Source organism: Agrobacterium sp. 22-221-1, from assembly GCF_053522445.1.
On record NZ_JBNWCL010000006.1, the window covers coordinates 250,974 to 269,042 of the forward strand.

Genomic DNA, 18,069 nt, shown 5'->3' on the forward strand with positions numbered 1-18,069 from the left:
TTTTGACCAAGGGTTCCAGACCGTGCAGCCACTTGCGGCACACGATCCGGCAATCCCTGATGGCGTTACTGGTTGAGGACTTTTTCATCGAGCGCTTCGGCAAGCGCTGTCGACATGTCCCAGAAAGCCGGCAGCGACAGGCGCGGATAGACGCTCTGCGGCAGGACATGCTCCTGCACCGCCGTCGGCATCAGATCATTGGTGACATCCGTGCGCGGAGAACGGGAAGCCTTGTTTTCCAGCTTCCAGAGCTGGAATTCCTTGCTCATCGCCATATCGATCAGAAGCAGTGCGGAGGCGACATTCTTGGCGTTGGCCGGCACGAACATGGCGTCGCCAGAGCCGACCTGGCCTTTTTCCAGAAGCGTGATGCGGAAACTGTCGGGCAATTGCTTGGTGCCGAGGAAGCTCATGACCTGATCTTCCCAGACGGTGCCCATGTGAAGCTGCTGGTTGTTGATGAGGTTGAGCGTATCGGCATTGCCATTGGTCAGTTCAGCGACGGCCAGAAGACGGCGGTAATAATCCCAGACAGGCGTGAGGCACTCGGACTCCATGGCCCACTCTTCGGCCTGCTGCAGCGTCTGGCTATAGTCGGTGAGCTTTGCACGGCAGTCGCCGGTGAGATAGTTGAGCGCGACCGAATAGATGAAGCCGCCGCCCGAGCCGCCCTTGGCCGGCAGGGTGACACCAAGCCGCTTGGGGTTCTTTTCCGCCCAGACCAGCAGGTCCTCGAAGCTCTTCGGCACATCCTCGGCCTTCACGAAGGCAGAGTCATAACCGATAGCCGTCTGGTTGAGATGCACCAGCGGGAAGCTGCCGCCATGCGGCTTGCCGAAGACGGTCTCGGCCAGTTCCGGATTGTAGTTGGCCATGTTCGGCAGAATTTTCGTCAGCGCAATGTTACCGACAACGCCCTTGGCGGACAGCAGCGGATAGCTGCCACCGCCCGCGAAATAGGCGTCTACCGGCGAATCCTGACCTGCCGCCTGTACCGCGATCAGCTGTTGGTTCGCTTGATCGCCCTTAACGTCGCTATAGGCGACCTTGATGCCGTATTTGGCTTCAAAACGGGTGATCAGTTCTTTCCACGTATCGGCGAAACTGCCGGCGAAATTATACATCGTCACCGTGCCCTCGGCTTTGGCGGCGGGAACGACGATGTCGTAGAAATTGTCGCGCGTGACCTTCGAAAGATCGAAGTCGAGGTTTTTCATGTTGCTGTCTGCCGAAAGGCACGGCGCTGCCGTCGTCGCCAGCGCAAGCGCGGCGATCGCAAGAAATTTCATGCGCATTGAATGGTTCCTCCTGGGGACCCGTTGTTGACCGGCCCCTTATTAATACACTCTAAGTGTAATATTTGTGACAGTCCAGTGAAAAATGCTGTCGCAAACCAGTGCCCCATGTTGCCGCCGCTCCGCGCAGCCGTTATCCAAGGCCATGACAACAGATCAGACGCCGCACCGGACCTTTGACCGCCAGCCGCTTGCCAGCGAAAACGAGCGTCTCATTCTGGATATCGTGCGCCGCCACGGCCCCATCGCCCGCGCATCGATCACCGGCCACACCAACCTGACCCAGCAATCCGTGCACCGGCTGATCGAAGGCCTTCAGGAGCGCGGGCTTCTGCAAACCGGCGCGCCGCTCAAGGGCACGCGCGGCCAGCCCAGCCCCACCATCGAACTGGTGCCGGAAGCAGCCTATTCGCTCGGCATTTCCATCAACACAGATTCCGTGGTGATCTGCATCGCCGATTTCCGCTGCGACGTGATTGTCGAGGAAAAACTGAAGATGCTTCCGGAGGACCGGGAGGAGACGCTTGCGGCCTTGTCGCAGGCCCTCGAACGGCTGCTCTCGGAACACGGCATCCCGCGCGAGCGCCTGCTTGGCCTCGGTTTTTCCATGTCCGGCTTTTTCGTGTCTGAGGACCGCGCCTTCAATGCGCCAGAGCCCCTGCGCGACTGGTCGCTGATGGACCTGAAGCCGATCCTTGAGAAACGGTTCCGCCTGCCGGTCTGGCTGGAGAACAACGCCACCACCGGCGCGATCGGTGAAAGTCTTCGCGGCGTGGGCTCCTGGTGCCAGACCTTTGCGTACTTGTCGTTCAACTACGGTTTCGGCGGCGGACTGATCCTGGGCGGTCAGCCATTTCACGGTTTTCACGGCAATGCCGGCGAATTCAGCGGCATATACAGCCCGGACGAAGCGTCCAAACGTCCGGCGCTGCAATATCTGATCGCCGCGCTGCAAAAAAACGGCGTCGACATCCATTCGATCGAGGCGCTTTACCAGCGCTTCGACCCCGCATGGCCGGGCGTCGAGGAGTGGCTCACCGAGACGATGCCACAGGTGGACCGTCTGGTGGCGAGCCTGATCTCGGTTCTTGATCCGCAAGCCATCGTCTTCGGCGGGCAATTGCCGCGCACGCTGGGCCAAATGATGATCGAACGTACGCGCATGCCCTCAGAGCGCCAACATCGTTATGGTGTCGGGCCAAATGAGGCGAAGCTGGTTCTCAGCGAAACAAAGGGCGATCCATCCGCCATCGGTGCTGCGCTGCTGCCGCTCAGGGTGCGTTATTTCCTGTAACTCAGCCCAAACGGCCTGATGTAATCCCGCAACAATCATCACGGAAACGTGAGCCTGATTTCGCCCCCGGTTTTTTACTGGTTGGCAGCTTGCATCCGAAGGCGATAAATATGATTAGAAATATCATGTTTATCGCGACATGACGCAGCGTATCCGGCTGCTTCATGCGCCAGGCCAATACGCCACCGGGTCGATTGATGAGCAAAGCCCTGTTACAGGTTCTCGATGCCGAGGAGGAAAGCCGCCTGATGCGGTTTTTCCGCCGGCGCCTGCAGAACCGGGAAGACGCTGCCGACGCCATGCAGGAAACCCTGCTGCGGGCGCTGGAGGTTTCTCATGCGACGCTGATCGACAATCCACAGGCCTATCTTTTCCAGATCGCCCGGTCCGTCGCCCGCCTGACCGCCATTCGCCAGTCGCGCGAGCGGCCGTTATTCGCACCTTACGAAGCGGGTTTTGCCGTTGCCTGCGAAGAGCCGGGGCAGGAGCGGATCGTCGTCGGGCGGCAGCACCTTATTTTGATGGCGCGGGCCATCGAGGCACTGCCCAAGCGTTGCCAGCAGGTCTTCGTGCTCAGCCGCCTGCATGGCCATTCCAATGGCGAAATCGCCGCCCGTCTCGGCATTTCCCGCAACATGGTGGAAAAACACATCATCAAGGCGCTGCTGCACTGCCGTCAGGTCCGCGCGCAAATAAAAATGTAGACCGGCATCAGGTGTTCGCATCCTTTTTCACTCTATAAGGGAAAAGGACCACATCTCAGCACGCAACAAACGGCAGATCAGGACATGAACAAGCGCCCGGACGGTCTGAAGGATAACGGCTTGACCGATGAGGCTCTGGCCGAAGAGGCCGCGTTGTGGGTGGCGCGCATGCAATCGGCAGACGCGACGGAAGCGGAGCGCGAGGCGTTTCATGTCTGGCTGCGGGCCGATGCCGCCCATGCCAGCGCCTATGAGGACATGCAGAGCCTATGGGGCGAGCTTGGCGATATCGAGCTTGCACCGGTTGAACAGCGAAAACGGCGCGGACCTCGCCGGGCAATGCTGGCGGGCGTTGCCGGTCTCTGCCTCATCGGGCTTGCGGCGCTGTTTGCGGAGAAAAGCGGATTGAAGGACCGCTGGCAGGCGGATTATTACACCGAAATCGGCGAAACACGCATGCTTTCGCTGGAAGACGGGAGCCGCATCAGCCTGAACACCGATACCGCGATTGCAGTTCATTATTCGCAAAAGGAACGGCGCATCACCCTTCTTCGCGGCGAGGCCTATTTCGATGTCGCCAAAAACCCAGAGCGGCCCTTCATCGTCGAGGATGGAGCGCTGACGGCAAAGGCGCTCGGAACCCATTATTCGGTGCGCACCGGCAATGGCGCGCTGCCGCAGGAGGTGCAGGTGGAGGAAGGCCGGGTGGAGGTGACCGCAGGCGTCGAGATCGCTGTGCTCACGCCCGGAGAGGCCGTGACCCTTGGCGGCGACGGCAGGCTGGTGCGCGCCCGCAAGGATGTCGCCAACAGCATGGCCTGGCGCGAAGGCAAGCTCGTCTTTTCCGGCCAGCCGCTGCGCGAGGTTCTCGATATTCTCTCGCAATATCGCCGGGGCCGCATTGTCATCCTCGATGAGGCGGCGGCGAGGCAGCACGTCTCCGGCATCTTCGACCTCAAGGACACGGATCAGGCGCTCACCATTCTCGAAGAGAGCCTTCCCGTTTCGGTATCGCGGCTTTCCGGAATGCTGGTTCTCGTCCGCTCGCGATAAAATAACTTTTTTTCGCGAATCCGACGTCAGGAGTCGGCCCGCCTTTTCACTCTAGGCAATCAGGACCCGTTTAATCGGGCTGCATGAGATCACGAGTGAGAGGGAATGACATGAATTTGGGCAAGCAGGCACGCGGCTGGTTCTGGCTGACGACGACGGCGATCATCGGGGGTATCGTCGCGGCGGGTCCGGGCGCCACGACCGCCAGCGCGCAGACACCGCCCGCCGCAAGCGGCGCACCCGCCACCGTCACCGTCTCCATTCCCGCAGGGCCGCTGGAAAACGCCATTCTCAGCTTCGGCCGTCAGGCCAATCTGCGCATGGTCTACCCCTCCGCGATCACCAGGGGCCGCAGCACGGCCGGCGTCAAGGGCACGCTCAGCGTATCGGCGGCCGTCAGCGGGCTTCTGGCCGGATCGGGACTGAACTACGCATTGGCCGGCGGCAACACCGTCCGCATTTTCGATCCCGCCAGCCAGACCGGCGAAAGCGGCGGTTCGGCTGCCGCCGGCAGCACCCTGCTTGCGCCGATTACCGTGCAGGGCACCGGCCTTGAAGGCGCCAGAGGCATCATCGAAAGCAATGGCTATGTCGGCAAATCCGGCCGCACCGCCACCAAGACCGATACGCCGGTTGCCGAAACCGCCCAGTCGATCACCACCGTCAGCCGCAAGCAGCTCGACGACCTGAAGCCGCAGAACCTCTCGGAAGCGCTGAACTACACGCCCGGCGCGCGCATCGGCCAATATGGCGCGGAGCCGCGTTTCGACGCCTTCAAGGTGCGCGGCACCGATCTCAGCACCACCGGCATCTTCCGCGACGGCTTGCGGCAGGTCAGCAGCCAGAACGGCAGCGCCCGGCTCGAGCCCTATGGCGTGGAAGCGGTTTCCATCCTGCGCGGCCCGGCCGCCTCCATCTATGGCGCCAGCAGCTCCGGCGGCATTGTCGATATCATTTCGAAACGCCCGACCGAAGAGACGCTGCGCGAGGTGGAGCTGCAATATGGCTCCTTCGGCCGCGTGCAGGGCGCTTTCGATCTTTCCGGTGCCGTCGATGACGAGAAGACCATGCTTTACCGCCTGACCGGGGTGGCCCGCGACGGCCGCAACGAAATCAGCGCCATCAAGGACGACCGGCTGTTCATCGCGCCGGCCTTCACCTTCCAGCCGGATGCCGGCACCAAGTTGACGCTGCTCGGCGAATATATGGACAGCACCACCGGCGGCACCTGGGGATACATCAACAATTACGGCAGCGACGGCAAGTCGATCGGCGCGACGCCGGTTTATGGCGGCGATTCCCGTTTTAATGATTTCGAGCAGAAACAATGGCGTATCGGCTATGAGTTCGAGCATGAAATCAACGATAACGTCACCTTCTACAGCAAGGCGCGTTATTCGGGGCTTTCGGCCGACCAGCAATGGGTCTTCGCCAACTATCCCGGCATCACCATCGAGGACAATGAAGGCGTCTCCGCCGACAATTACCTGAAGACCGAATTCGACACCGGCCCGGCGAAACATACGCTGCTGACCGGTATCGACTTCAGCCACATGTCCTACACCTCGAAACAGGGCAGCGGGCCGGGCCTGTTCACCGACACCTATACCTATACGCCGGATGTATCGCTGATATTGACCCAGCGGATGAACACGCTCGGCATCTATGCGCAGGATCAGGTCGAAATCGACCGCTGGCGCCTGACGGCCGGCATCCGCCACGACTGGCTGGACACCGAATATCAGGCCCAGACCGTCGGAGACGCAACGGCTCCAACCTATGACAGCGATGAAACCAAGACGACCGGCCGCGCCAGCCTCGGTTATGTCTTTGACAGCGGCGTGATGCCCTATGTCAGCTACGGCACCTCCTTCGTCGCCAATCCGGGCGTCATCATCACCACGGGAACGGTAACGGGCCAGGCGCAGCCGACGGTCGGCAAACAATATGAACTCGGCGTGAAATATGCCCTGCCGCAATATAACGCCCTGCTGAGCGCCGCCTTCTTCAATCTCGATCAGGACAATGCGACGGTCTACGAGACTTCATCCGGCATCAACCTGCTGCGCCAGCTCGACCTGCGCTCGCGCGGCGTGGAACTCGAAGCCACGGCCTCGCTCGACAATGGCTGGAGCCTCATCGGCTCCTATTCCTATAACGACGTTGAAATCACCAAACTGACGTCGGAAACGGTGGGCAAGCAGCTCAATTCCTCGCCCTATCACACCTTCTCGCTGTGGGCCGATTACGAGTTCCAGAGCGGCGCGCTCGAAGGCCTCGGCATCGGCGCGGGGCTGCGTTATGTCGGATCGAGCTTCGGCGACAACCAGCACACGCCCATTCTCGACAATGAGGCCCGCACCTTCGTCGATGCCTCGCTGCGCTACGATCTCGGCAAGGCCCTGCCCTCGCTGGAAGGCGTGAAACTGCAGATCAATGCCACCAACCTTCTCGACGAGGTGAAACAGGTCTGCACCACGGGCTTCTGCTATTATGACGAAGGCCGCAAGGTCGTCGGCAGCATCCGGTATCGCTTCTGATGCTGCAGCAGAACCCTGCCACAACCAAGCCGTCGCCGGCCGCCGTCTTCGTGGCGGTCGGCGGGCTTTATGTCGGCCAGAGCGTGATTGGCGGGCTGACCTTTCTCGGCCTGCCGGCGGTGCTCAGAACCGCCGGGCTGCCGCTGGACCAGATCGGCCTGCTTTATCTCGTCGTTCTCCCCTGGGCGCTGAAATTCCTCTGGTCGCCGCATGTGGAGCGCTACCGGCTGCCGCCCGTCGGCAGGAACCGGTCGCGGGTGATCGTCGGCACGGGCATCGTCGCCTGCGCCTGCGGCCTCGCGGTTCTTGCCTTTACCGGCCCGTCGCCGGTTTCCGTCGCAATCGCCATCCTGTCGGTAATCGCGCTGGTGACGGCGACCGTCGACATTGCCTGCGACGGCTATGCGGTCGAAACGCTGGCGGAAGAGCATCATGGCTGGGGCAACGCCGCACAGGTGGGCGGCTCCTATCTCGGCTCCGCCATCGGCGCCGGCCTGTTTCTGGTGCTGGTGGAGCGCGCCGGCTGGACGAGCGCCACGCTGGTCATGGCCGGGCTGGTCATCCTGCTCGCACTTCCCTTCCTGTTCGGCCCGGCGGCAAGAACGGCCACGCAAACACGGGATCACCTGCCATCGATCAAAAACGCGCTCAAGCGACGGGAAGTCCGCACCGGCCTTCTGATCGCGGCCGTTTATGTCGCCGCGCAGAAATGGGGTCTGGCAATGCTCGGCCCGTTTCTGGTCGATTACGGTTTCGATCTCGCCACCATCGGCGCGCTGAATGGCGTGGGCAGCATGATCGTCGGTTTCGCCGGCGCGCTGCTCGGCGGAACGCTGGTACGCCTCTACGGGGCGTCACGAATCCTGCTCATCGCCATTTTCGTGCAGACGGCGCTGTTGTGCCTCTTCGCCTATTTCAGCGTTCATCGCGATATTTCGCAATGGGTCGTGATGGCGGTTGCGGTGGCAAGCTCGTCGGGCATCATGTCCATCGGTTTCGTCGCGCTTTACGCCTGCTTCATGGGCTGGTCCGACCCCAGGCAGGCCGGGGTCGATTTCACCTTGTTCCAGTGCATGGATGGCGTTGTCGGCATGATCGGCGGGTTGGGCGCAGGCGCGATCGCCGAAAAATTCGGCTATCAGGCCTCCTTCATCATTGCCGCCATCGTTTCGGTGCTCGCCGCACCGGTCATCTTCCTGCTGATGCGACGGCAGAATTCCTGAACCGAAGCCCCGGGCGCGGCGGCTTAAACCGCGCCCGGCAGGCCTGTTGCATCGGCCTATTCGACCACCACCGACAGTGCCGAGCCGGTATAGACCGGCCGCAGCTTGACATTGCCCGCATCTATCGAGGTAAAGGTTCCGGTCAGACCGTTGGCGGAGATCACGTCGAGCCGCGTGCCGGCGGCTGGCGCGCCATCGAAAGCGAGCTTCAGCGTCGCGCCGTCCAGCACCGCATTGCCCTTGATCCGAAGCGCAGCCTTTTTCGGATCGACCGCCAGCGTGCCGCCCGACTGCGCATAGTCGCCGCCGATGACAAGATCCGTCTCTCCGCCGAGCGAGAGCGTGCCGCCGCTGACCAGCACGCCGCCGGTTCCAAGCGCATCGGGGGACGACGCCACCAGCGTTCCGTCCTTAACGATCGTGCCGCCGCCATAGCTGTTATGGCCGCCAAGCGTCAGCGCTCCGCTGCCGGATTTGACGAGGCGCCCTGCCCCAGCAATATCGTTCGTCCATCTGTCCGCCGCATTGAACCCGCCGGCGGCAGCGTCCATCGTCACCTCGACATCGCCGTCAAACGCGCCGTAACCGCTGGCCGCAGCGACCAGATTGATGCGGCCCCAGCCATTGCTGTCATCCAGCAGCGGATAACCGGCCTCGATGCCGGTGGAAAACAGCACGGCGCGGCGCTGGGCGGCATCGAGATAGGGCAGACGTGTCTCCAGCAGGATCTCCGCCCCCTTCGGCACGACCATCGGCGCATCGCCTGCGGCCTTGTCGCGGCTGAAGGAATAGGTCATGCGCCTGCGATAATCCGCCCCGTTCTTCGCCGCATAGGCAAATTGGTCGACATCCGGCTTTGCGCCATGGGCGAAATCGATGAGCGACTGGCCCTGCGGCAGACGTTTGGCGAAATAGGCCTGCAAGGCCGCATGCGCGGCCTTCTTCACCTCGGCATTTTTGGGGTCCTGCAACATGGCGGCGGCCATGGCGGTTGCGGTGATGCGGCCGCCGATCACATCGAGTGGTGAATGCATGCCGGCGACGATGCGGCTCTCGCCGAGTTCGGAAGCCGCCGTCAGCAATTCGGAAAAGCGCTCCGGCACCGCATAGGCATAGGCAATGGCGGCCAGATAGGCGGCATTGGTGTGCCCGCTCGGAAAACCGCCATCCTTGCCGCGCCCGCGATTTTCCCGCGCATATTTCAGCGCCGGCACGATGACGCCCGGATCGCTGTCGTGGCTTTCGAAGCTGCGGTCGCCAATCGTTTCCTTGCCGGTCTCGATCACCTCGCCTTTGTCGTTCATGCGCCAGGGCCGTGGTGAGGAATAGAAATATTTCGCCGGCGACGTCGTGCCCTCCGGGCCGCGGATCACCTTCATGAAGGCGACGAAATCCTTCAACTCGCTATCGACTGCACCCGCCTCGGTGCCCTTGTCGTCTTCCTTGCGGGTGATGACCTCGTTCGGGTCGAAATCAGCCAGCGTATGATTGATCGTCGTCGTTGCGCCCGCTCCTTCGCGATACCAGGCGGCAAGCGGCCCCATGCCGTCGATGACGCTGTAACCCTGCGAACGCCGGTCGTTCATATAGGCTTCGAAAGCGGCAGCGCGGGTGCGGTTCTTTCCGGTGACGGACAGCACGTAACGCATGTTTTCCTGCCAGACAGCGGGATCGACAATCTTCACATGGCTGAAATCCGCCGGGCCATCGCCATTGGCGCCGCCATCCGCCCATTTTTCATCGCCAAGCCTCCAGATACGGTTGAAACCGGAGAGGATTTCGATGATCGGGTTGTCCCTGTCGTCATAGGCGCGAACCGCCTCGCCCTTCTCATTCTTGCCGGTCTGGTTGCGATAATTGTCGGCAAGCGGCAGCGGATATGTTGCCGCCGGTTCCGGCACCGTAATGGCATAACCCTGCCCTGCCGGCCCGGTGCGATCGAACGCCTGCGCGCCCGGAACCAGAACCAGCAATGCGACGGAGGCGAACAGGCTCGAGCGTGCGGAGAGAAAAGATGACATCTTCAGTCTGGCCATGACGAATCCTATGATTTTCAGCGAGTGACGCGTGACGAAAACAGGCGGCGCGGCGTTCCGCGCGCCTCATCGTCAGGTTTAAACGGAGCACATTTCAGTTTTTCGATGGGTTGCCGGGAACGGCTCCCTGCGGCAGTTCCTCCAGCGAAAATGCGCCGCCTTCGGAAAGAAACGGCGCGATATGCCCGGAGCACCGCTCCGGACATATCGTTCGAGAGGTTCATCATTCCGCCGGAGGCGGACGGTCGGGCCGTTATTTCTTGACCGCGACAGCCTCGTTGATCTTGGCGACGTCATCTTCCAGAACCTTGTAGGTCTGGTCGAGCGTCAACTCACCGACGATGAGCTGGCTCATGCGCTGCACGATCTGCTGATACATGGCGCTGCCGCCCTTGGCGCGTTCGAACTCTCGGGCGGCCTGCGGCACGTTCTTCTTGTTGTCGAGGAACACCTTCATCGCCGCCTTGGCGTCTTCGCTCTTCAGCTTGTATTGCGGATCGACGATCTCTGCGCCAGTCAGGATGACGTAGTTCTCGGCGATTTCCCGCTGCACCTTTTCGGAGCCGAGGAATTCGATGAAGTGAGCCACATCTTCCGGATATTTTGTGCGCTTGAAGCCGACAATGGCGGTGCCGCCGGGCATGGCGTAGCATCCGGCCTCGCCGCAGGGCGCATTGATCGCCGTCCATTCGAAACTGTCGCCGATCTTGTTCTGGAACGGATTGACCATCCAGTTGCCGGCCAGATAGGTCACGACATTGCCGTTGACGAACTCGTCACCCATGTTCTTGTACTGCGAACCGCCGGCCGCACCCCACATTTCCTTGGGGAAGCTGCCATTCTGCGTCCATGAATAGATATCGGCGATATATTTTTTCGCCGCGTCGTCCGGGAAGCTGAACTTGCCGTCCTTCACATAGGTCGCGCCATAAGCAAAGGCGCCGCCGGAGAAGCGGTGGCCGGAACGGTCCATGGTGAAGGGAATCTGCACGCCCGTCGCCTTGGCGACACGGGCGGAAGCCTCGACGATCTCGCTGAATTTCGCGGTTGGGCCGGGCAAGGGTTCCCCCGCCTGCTCGAACAGCGTCTTGTTGACGAAGGGCAGGTTCAGCGTCTGCGACGCCATGTAACCGTTGATCGACTGAGGATCGTTGACATTCGGCAGGCGAAGCTGGTTGAGGCTGGAACCGTGCAGCTTCGCGAAGGCTTCCGCATCCTTCATATAGGGGCGCATGTCGAGATAATAGGGCGCAAGCTGCCAGTCGGTGATCTTGGCGATATCAGGACCTTCGCCCACCGCCAGCTGCACCGGCAGCTGCTTGGAAACCGCGTCATAACCCGAAGACACGAAATTGATCTTCACACCCGGATTGGCCGTCTCGAACTCCTTGCTGAGTTCCGACATGCGTTGCACATAACCCTGGTCGTCATCCGTAAAAAGGAAAGTAATCGTGCGGGTCTCGGCCTGGGCCGTCGCAAGACCTGCGACAGAGGCCACCACGAGGGCGCTGACGCCCGAAAACAATCTCATCATGCTCATCCTCCCAATGAAAACATTTTCATAAATCGAACGAAAGCTCCTCTGCTTAATTCGATTTATAATGTTTTGCGACTTGACAGAATAAACGTCAAGCTGTTTGTTTTACATAAATCGCACAAATCGACGCAGAAAAGCGAAAATCGGTTTGTGAAAATAATTTCATAAAGATCGATGGGAGGCGATCCATTATGACGGATGGACCATTTGCGGCGAACGCGTCGCAGCCGACATATACCGTCGCAAACGGCGAAACGGTGACTGCCTGGATCGTCTCCGATCTGGTGGAGATGTCGTTTCCCGGCACCGCAGCCCCCGCCGAAGATCGCGTGAACTATCGCTTCATCAACGGTTTCGTGGATGTGGGCGACCTGCCCTGCCGCAAGGCCTTCCAGCAGACCATGATCGGCCGCGATATCGCACCCGATGCTGGCTTTACGGTATCGCACCTCAACCTGCCGGGCTCCAACCGCCGTGTCGAATTCACCGGTTTCTGGCATGTTCCCACCCATGTGCAGCGCTGGCTGAAGGGCACCTTCCGCAGCGAGGTTGCGAGACAGGCGCATTTTCGGCTGCGCACCTGCGGCGGCGTCCGCATCTGGGTGGGCGGCGTCGAACAGGTCCGTTTCGAACCTTTCATCCGTAATGTCGAAAGCAGCCGTGACATCACGCTCGATCTCGCGGCCGGCGATAACGAGGTGCTGCTGCTCTGCGAGGATCTGGCGGAACGCGACATCATCTGGTTCTTCGAGCTTGAGGTAATCGATCCTACGCCGCTGACCGTCGTGCTGCCCGTACCGCTCGACCGGGAGGAGACGAAGCGTCTCGCCGCGCTGGTGCGCGATGTTCGTCCAGTGCGGGACGTGTTTTCCGGCACGGCCCTCGAACTGGTCTTCGGGGCGGCGCCTGCGAACGACCTGCCGGTGCACATCGCGGTCAAAAGCCATGGCCACGAGCGCGCTTCGCTTGCGGAAGTGGATACCGTGCTGAAGGCCGGGCAATCCTCGCTGACGATCCCCGGAACGACAGGCATTTCGGACGGATATCACGGTGTCAAAATCACCATGGGTTCGGGAGCGGGAACGGTAACCCGCGTCATCGACGCCGCTTTCATGCATGATATCGCACCGGAAGCACACAATGCCGATATCAACGGGCGAAAAAAGGCCGCCCTGTCCTTCAGCGCCCGCTTCGGCGCCTGGCGCATCGGCCGCGCGCTGGCGATGGTCGCCACCGGCAGCGATGACATCGAAACGATCGGCGGCATCGTCGATGCGACGCTGCATTCCATCGATCGGCGGGAAGACTGCTCCGATTTCGTCTTGATCCCGCTTCTGTGGCTGGTGCGCGCCTATGGCGACCGCCTGCCGGCAGAGATGCGGGCGCGGATCGATGCCTCGATCCTCGGCTATCGTTACTGGGTGGACGAACCGGGCAATGACGTCATGTGGTTCTGGAGCGAGAACCATGTTCTCTGCTTCCACACCAGCCAGTTATTAGCCGGCGAGTATCTGCCGGATGCCCTCTTCACCGCCTCCGGCCGCACCGGCAGAGAACAGGCGGCGTTGGCCGCCGACCGGCTGGAGCGCTGGTTCGACAGCGTCGAGGCGCACGGGCTGGCCGAGTGGAACTCCGCTGCCTATTATCCGGTGGATTTCATCGGCCTTCTCGCTATCGAACATTGGGCGGGACCGGAGCTTGCAGCACGCGCGCGCTATCAGATCGATCTCATCTTCGAAATGATCGCGCTGCACACGCTCGGCGGCGTCCCCTCCGGCTCCCAGGGAAGAGCCTATGACAAGGAGTTGCGCGCCGGGCCGCTGACGGAACTGGCGCCCTTTGCGCAGGTCGCCTTCGGTCAGGGCTGGCTGAACAACGGTGTCGCCTCGCTGCCGATGTTCTGCTGCGGCGATTACCTGCCGCCGGCGCATCTCGCCGCCCTTTCACAGTTGACAAGTGGCCGCATGGTCGAGGCGCGGTATGCGCAGGGGCTGGAGCCCGGCAAGCTCGTGCTCTTCAAGAACGAGGCCGCCCAGCTTTCCACCGTTGTCGACCACAAGACCGGCCGCAAGGGCCACCAGCAGCACGTCATGGACATCAAGCTTGCCGGCCACCCGATGGCGCGGCTCTGGGTCAACCATCCGGGCGAAGACGATCCGTGGGGCAGCCAGCGCCCCTCCTACTGGGCAGGCAGCGGCATCCTGCCACGCGTGGCGCAACATCGCGATCTGGCGATGATGATCTTCGATACGCACGATCACCGCAACGACTGGACCCATGCCTATCTCGGCCGCGACGGGCTGGACGAGGTGCTGGTGGAGGGCAACTGGCTCATCACCCGCTCGGGCCGCGGCTTTGCCGCGCTTTATGCGACCAACGGGCTTCAGCCCATCGCCGCCGGCGCCACCGCCAGTCGCGAGATCAGATCGCCCGGCCGCCGTGCCGGCTGGGTCGGCATCGTCGGCTGCGGGGATGTCGCGGAGTTTGCCCGTTTTCGGGAAAAAATCCTCGCCACGCAGATCACCTTCGATGCCGAAAGCCGGCTGCTCTCGGTCACGCCGCCGGGCGGAGCTGAGCTTACCCTGACCTGGGACGGCGCATTCACCATTGGCGGGCAGGCCATGGCCTTCGACCACGATCAGCCCCAGCCGGAAATCACCTTCGACAGCGCCGACCCCGCATCGGGCGGCACGGCACAACCATTCTACTCCCAGAGCCTTTCCGCTTTTCTGCGAAACGCGAAAACGCTCTAGCTCTTTGTTTTAACGCATTATCCGGACGTAAAAGCGATCCCCGCTTTTACTGGAAATGCTCCTAGCGGAATTTGACAGATGAACCAGCCAAGCATGGAAAAAGACACTCTCAGGACGACGATCGACAATGTCGCCGCCGCGTTCAGCCGCCTCAAGGGCATTCAGGAAGGTCTGGTCAGCGGCAGTTCCGATGGCAAGATCCAGTTCGATGAATGGGACTGGGAAGTGGGTGTGGGCCTTTACGGTTTCCTGCGCCGGGCGCTGGCCGCCAACGACCGGAAGGCATTGGATGACCTCGTGACATGGTATGGCTGGCAGATCGAGCGTGGCCTGCCGCCGCGCCAGATCAACAGTTCCGCCCCGATGCTGCCGCTTGTCATCCTCACCGAACATGTCGATAGGCCGGATTTCCGGGCGCTGGTGGAAGACTGGGCCGACTGGCTGGTGCATCAATTGCCGAAAACCGAAGATGGCGGCTTCCAGCATGTCGTCAAGGAGCGGCTGAATGAGGGCGAGCTCTGGGACGACACGCTGTTCATGGCATGTCTGTTCCTCGCCCGCGCCGGCGTTGTCTGCAAACGTCAGGACTGGATCGACGAGGCGGTCTACCAGTTCATGATCCATACGCGTTATCTCTCAGACCCCGTCACCGGGCTCTGGTATCACGGCTGGACCTTCAACGGACGCCATAATTTCGCTGACGCCTTCTGGGCGCGCGGCAATTCCTGGATCACCGTCGCCATTCCCGAGCTTTTCGAACTGGTGCCGACGCTTGGCGAAAAGGACAGGCGTTTCCTCGCCAATGTGCTGGCAAGCCAGGTGCGGTCGCTCAGGCAGTATCAGCGCGAGGACGGCATGTTCCACACGCTTCTCGATGATCCGACCTCGCCGGTGGAAACGTCAGCCACGGCCGGCATAGCCTATGGCATTCTGCGCGGCATCGAGGCCGGCATTCTCGGCGAAGAAAATCGCCCGCATGCGGAACGCGCGCTGAAGGCTGTGCTTGGCAATATCGACGATGAAGGCGTCGTCCACGGCGTTTCCGACGGCACGCCGATGGGCCACGATCTCGACTTCTACCGCCGCATTCCCAATCTGCCCACGCCCTACGGGCAGGCGCTGACGATGCTGCTTTTGATCGACGTTTTTCTGAAAAGGCCAAAGGCATCGTGAGCATCATGAACATCAGTCAGGACATCACAGTCGCGGCGGGTGGCCTTGATGCCACGGCAGCCATCCAGCAGGCTATCGACACCGTGTCAGCCGCAGGCGGCGGGCGCGTGTCTCTCTCGGCCGGGCGTCATGTCAGCGCCGGCCTCCATCTCAAAAGCGGCGTGGAACTGCATCTTGCCGAAGATGCGGTGCTTGCCCCCGTTTCCGATTACGACGCCTATGCCCTCACCCGGGTTTCGGTGATTGCCGAAGACTCCGATCGCGGCATGATCATCGCGAGCGGCGCAAGCAATATCGCCGTCACCGGCCCCGGCCGCATCGAGGCTGGCGGTGAAAACTTCATCGTCGGCGACGACAAGGCCATGGGCACCTATGTCCCGGCGAAAAAGCGCCCACGCGTGATGGTGCTGGAAAGCTGCCGCAACGTTCGCCTTGAAAACCTGTCCGTCAGTGGCTCGCCGATGTGGACGCTGCATATGGTCGATTGCGAAGACCTTCATTTCCGCAATCTCCGCATCGAAAACGACCGCCGCCTGCCGAATACCGATGGCATTGTGCTCGATGCCTGCCGGCGCGCCCTGATCGAGGATTGCTTCATCTCGACCGCCGATGACGGCATCTGCCTGAAGACCAGCGCCGGGCCGGATGGCAAGGCCGTTGGAGCCTGCGCCGATATCACCGTTCGCCGCTGCACCGTTTCCAGCATGAGTTGCGCGCTGAAGCTCGGCACGGAATCCTTCGGCGATTTCACCAATGTCGTGTTCGAGGATTGTAAAATCATCGAGTCCAATCGCGGCATCGGCCTGTTTTCCCGCGATGGCGGCGCGATGCGTAATATCCGTTTTTCACGGATCGAGGCCGAGTGCCACGAAACGCCGGGCGGCTTCTGGGGTTCGGGTGAGGCTGTCACCGTCACCGTCGTCGACCGCCGCCCCGAGCGTCAGGCCGGCAGCGTCGACAATCTGGTCGTGGAAGATCTGAGCGGCTCCATGGAAGGCGCGATCAACCTCGTCGCCACATCGAAGGCCGGCATTCACAATGTCCGGCTGGAGCGCATCACGCTGTCGCAGCAGCCGGGCAAGCTCGGCACCGGCCTGCAATATGATCTGCGCCCAACCAATGCGGATATTGCGCCAAGCCCCCATGCCGCCGGCCGCGCCAATGCCTGGACGCAGGATGCTGAGGGCAGGATCGTCGGAATGGAGGATTATCCCGGCGGAATGCCGGCGGTTTATCTTGCCGGCGTAGAAGGATTTGCGGCCCGCGATGTCGCCATCAAAAGAACGACGCCCTTGCCGAAGGGCTGGAACAGCCAAGACATCGTCGCGACGACGAACTTGCCCGAAGGGAGCAGGTGATGGGAAGTCTGAAACTCGAAAACCTCAACAAGGCGTTCGGCGCCGTTCATGTGCTGCATGACATCGATCTTCAGATCGAGAACGGCGAATTCGTCGTCTTCGTCGGCCCCTCGGGCTGCGGAAAATCGACGCTGCTGCGCATCATCGCCGGTCTCGAGGACGTCACCTCCGGCACCATCGGCATCGGCGGGCGCGATGTCAGCGCGCTGTCTCCGGCCGAGCGCAAGATCGCCATGGTCTTCCAGTCCTACGCGCTTTATCCGCATATGAGCGTGCGCAAGAACCTTGCCTTCGGCCTGGAAAACCTGCGCTTCAAGCGGGCGGAAATCGAAAGCCGCATCAACGAGGCGGCGCGCATGCTCGCCATCGAACCCTATCTCGACCGCAAGCCGAAACAGCTTTCCGGCGGCCAGCGCCAGCGCGTCGCCATCGGCCGCGCCATCGTGCGCGAACCGGATATCTTCCTGTTCGATGAGCCGCTTTCCAACCTCGACGCGGCGCTGCGCGTGCAGACACGCGCCGAAATCACCCGCCTGCACCGCGATATCAAAACGACGATGATCTATGTCACCCACGATCAGGTGGAAGCCATGACCATGGCCGACAAGATCGTGGTGCTGCGCGCCGGGCGCATCGAGCAGGTGGGCAGCCCGCTCGAGCTTTTCGACAATCCGCGCAACCTCTTCGTCGCCGGTTTCCTCGGTTCGCCGCGCATGAACATGCTGAAGGGCACCATCACGAAGGGCAGCGACGGCGGCATCGCCATCGACGCCGGCTACGATGTGTCCCTGCCCTGCCTCGTCGATCCGGCAGCCGTCAGCCCCGGGCAGGCGGTTCTCGCGGGCATTCGCCCCTCGCATTTCACCATCGCGGATCGAGGATTGCCCTTCGAGGTGCAGTATCACGAAAGCCTCGGCACAGAGACCTATCTCTACGGCAATCTCCAGGGTGAGAAGGAACAGATCATCGTGCATCAGGCCGGTCATTTCGCCCCCGCTTCCGGCTCGGTGCTGAAGATCATGCCGGCGCGGGAAAAGGTGCATGTCTTCGATCCCGTAACGGAACTGGCGCTGCCGCGCCTCGACAGCGAAGGGAGGGGTTAG

12 protein-coding genes are annotated in these 18,069 nt (G+C 61.6%); 9 read left to right on the forward strand and 3 right to left on the reverse strand.

Annotation, left to right across the window (positions count from 1 at the left end; all coding sequences use genetic code 11):
• Nucleotides 1–65: 65 nt before the first annotated feature.
• Entirely contained in the window at nt 66–1,295 is a 1,230-nt protein-coding gene (locus ACQZ5N_RS11930) for an ABC transporter substrate-binding protein (protein WP_448732995.1), read from the reverse strand.
• Nucleotides 1,296–1,440: 145 nt separating this feature from the next.
• On the opposite strand from ACQZ5N_RS11930, the gene ACQZ5N_RS11935 reads away from it, so the two are divergent.
• From ACQZ5N_RS11935 to ACQZ5N_RS11955, 5 genes are all read left to right on the forward strand, one after another.
• Nucleotides 1,441–2,589, forward strand: a complete 1,149-nt coding sequence (locus ACQZ5N_RS11935) for an ROK family transcriptional regulator (protein WP_448732996.1) — start codon at nt 1,441–1,443, stop codon at nt 2,587–2,589.
• A 197-nt stretch (nt 2,590–2,786) separates the two neighbouring features.
• Entirely contained in the window at nt 2,787–3,293 is a 507-nt protein-coding gene (locus tag ACQZ5N_RS11940) for an RNA polymerase sigma factor (protein WP_104679929.1), read from the forward strand.
• A gap of 84 nt (nt 3,294–3,377) precedes the next feature.
• Nucleotides 3,378–4,346 carry a FecR family protein gene (locus tag ACQZ5N_RS11945; protein ID WP_104679928.1) on the forward strand — a complete coding sequence of 323 codons (969 nt, stop codon included), beginning with the start codon at nt 3,378–3,380 and terminating at the stop codon, nt 4,344–4,346.
• A 110-nt stretch (nt 4,347–4,456) separates the two neighbouring features.
• The gene (locus ACQZ5N_RS11950; RefSeq protein WP_448732997.1) at nt 4,457–6,886 is read left to right on the forward strand and encodes a TonB-dependent siderophore receptor; all 2,430 of its coding nucleotides are present in this window, start codon (nt 4,457–4,459) and stop codon (nt 6,884–6,886) included.
• On the forward strand, nt 6,886–8,109 hold the full coding sequence (locus tag ACQZ5N_RS11955; protein ID WP_448732998.1) for an MFS transporter: 1,224 nt from the start codon (nt 6,886–6,888) through the stop codon (nt 8,107–8,109). The genes ACQZ5N_RS11950 and ACQZ5N_RS11955 overlap by 1 nt, the downstream gene beginning before the upstream one ends.
• Before the next feature lie 56 nt (nt 8,110–8,165).
• On the opposite strand, the gene ACQZ5N_RS11960 is transcribed toward ACQZ5N_RS11955, so the two are convergent.
• The gene (locus tag ACQZ5N_RS11960; protein WP_448732999.1) at nt 8,166–10,145 is read right to left on the reverse strand and encodes a phosphatase PAP2 family protein; all 1,980 of its coding nucleotides are present in this window, start codon (nt 10,143–10,145) and stop codon (nt 8,166–8,168) included.
• A gap of 253 nt (nt 10,146–10,398) precedes the next feature.
• A complete protein-coding gene (locus tag ACQZ5N_RS11965; protein ID WP_448733000.1) occupies nt 10,399–11,679 on the reverse strand; it encodes an ABC transporter substrate-binding protein in 1,281 nt (426 codons plus the stop codon).
• Nucleotides 11,680–11,873: 194 nt separating this feature from the next.
• Between ACQZ5N_RS11965 and ACQZ5N_RS11970 the strand changes: the two genes are divergently transcribed.
• The 4 genes from ACQZ5N_RS11970 to ACQZ5N_RS11985 all read left to right on the forward strand — a co-directional run bounded on the left by ACQZ5N_RS11970 (nt 11,874) and on the right by ACQZ5N_RS11985 (nt 18,069).
• On the forward strand, nt 11,874–14,435 hold the full coding sequence (locus ACQZ5N_RS11970) for a hypothetical protein (protein ID WP_448733001.1): 2,562 nt from the start codon (nt 11,874–11,876) through the stop codon (nt 14,433–14,435).
• A 78-nt stretch (nt 14,436–14,513) separates the two neighbouring features.
• Nucleotides 14,514–15,608 carry a beta-galactosidase BglB gene (gene bglB / locus ACQZ5N_RS11975; protein ID WP_004433483.1) on the forward strand — a complete coding sequence of 365 codons (1,095 nt, stop codon included), beginning with the start codon at nt 14,514–14,516 and terminating at the stop codon, nt 15,606–15,608.
• Between the two features lie 5 nt (nt 15,609–15,613).
• Nucleotides 15,614–16,966 (forward strand): polygalacturonase PglB, encoded by a 1,353-nt coding sequence (gene pglB, locus ACQZ5N_RS11980; protein WP_448733002.1) that lies wholly within the window; start codon nt 15,614–15,616, stop codon nt 16,964–16,966.
• Nucleotides 16,966–18,069, forward strand: a complete 1,104-nt coding sequence (locus ACQZ5N_RS11985; RefSeq protein ID WP_448733003.1) for an ABC transporter ATP-binding protein — start codon at nt 16,966–16,968, stop codon at nt 18,067–18,069. Before pglB ends, ACQZ5N_RS11985 begins: the two co-directional genes overlap by 1 nt.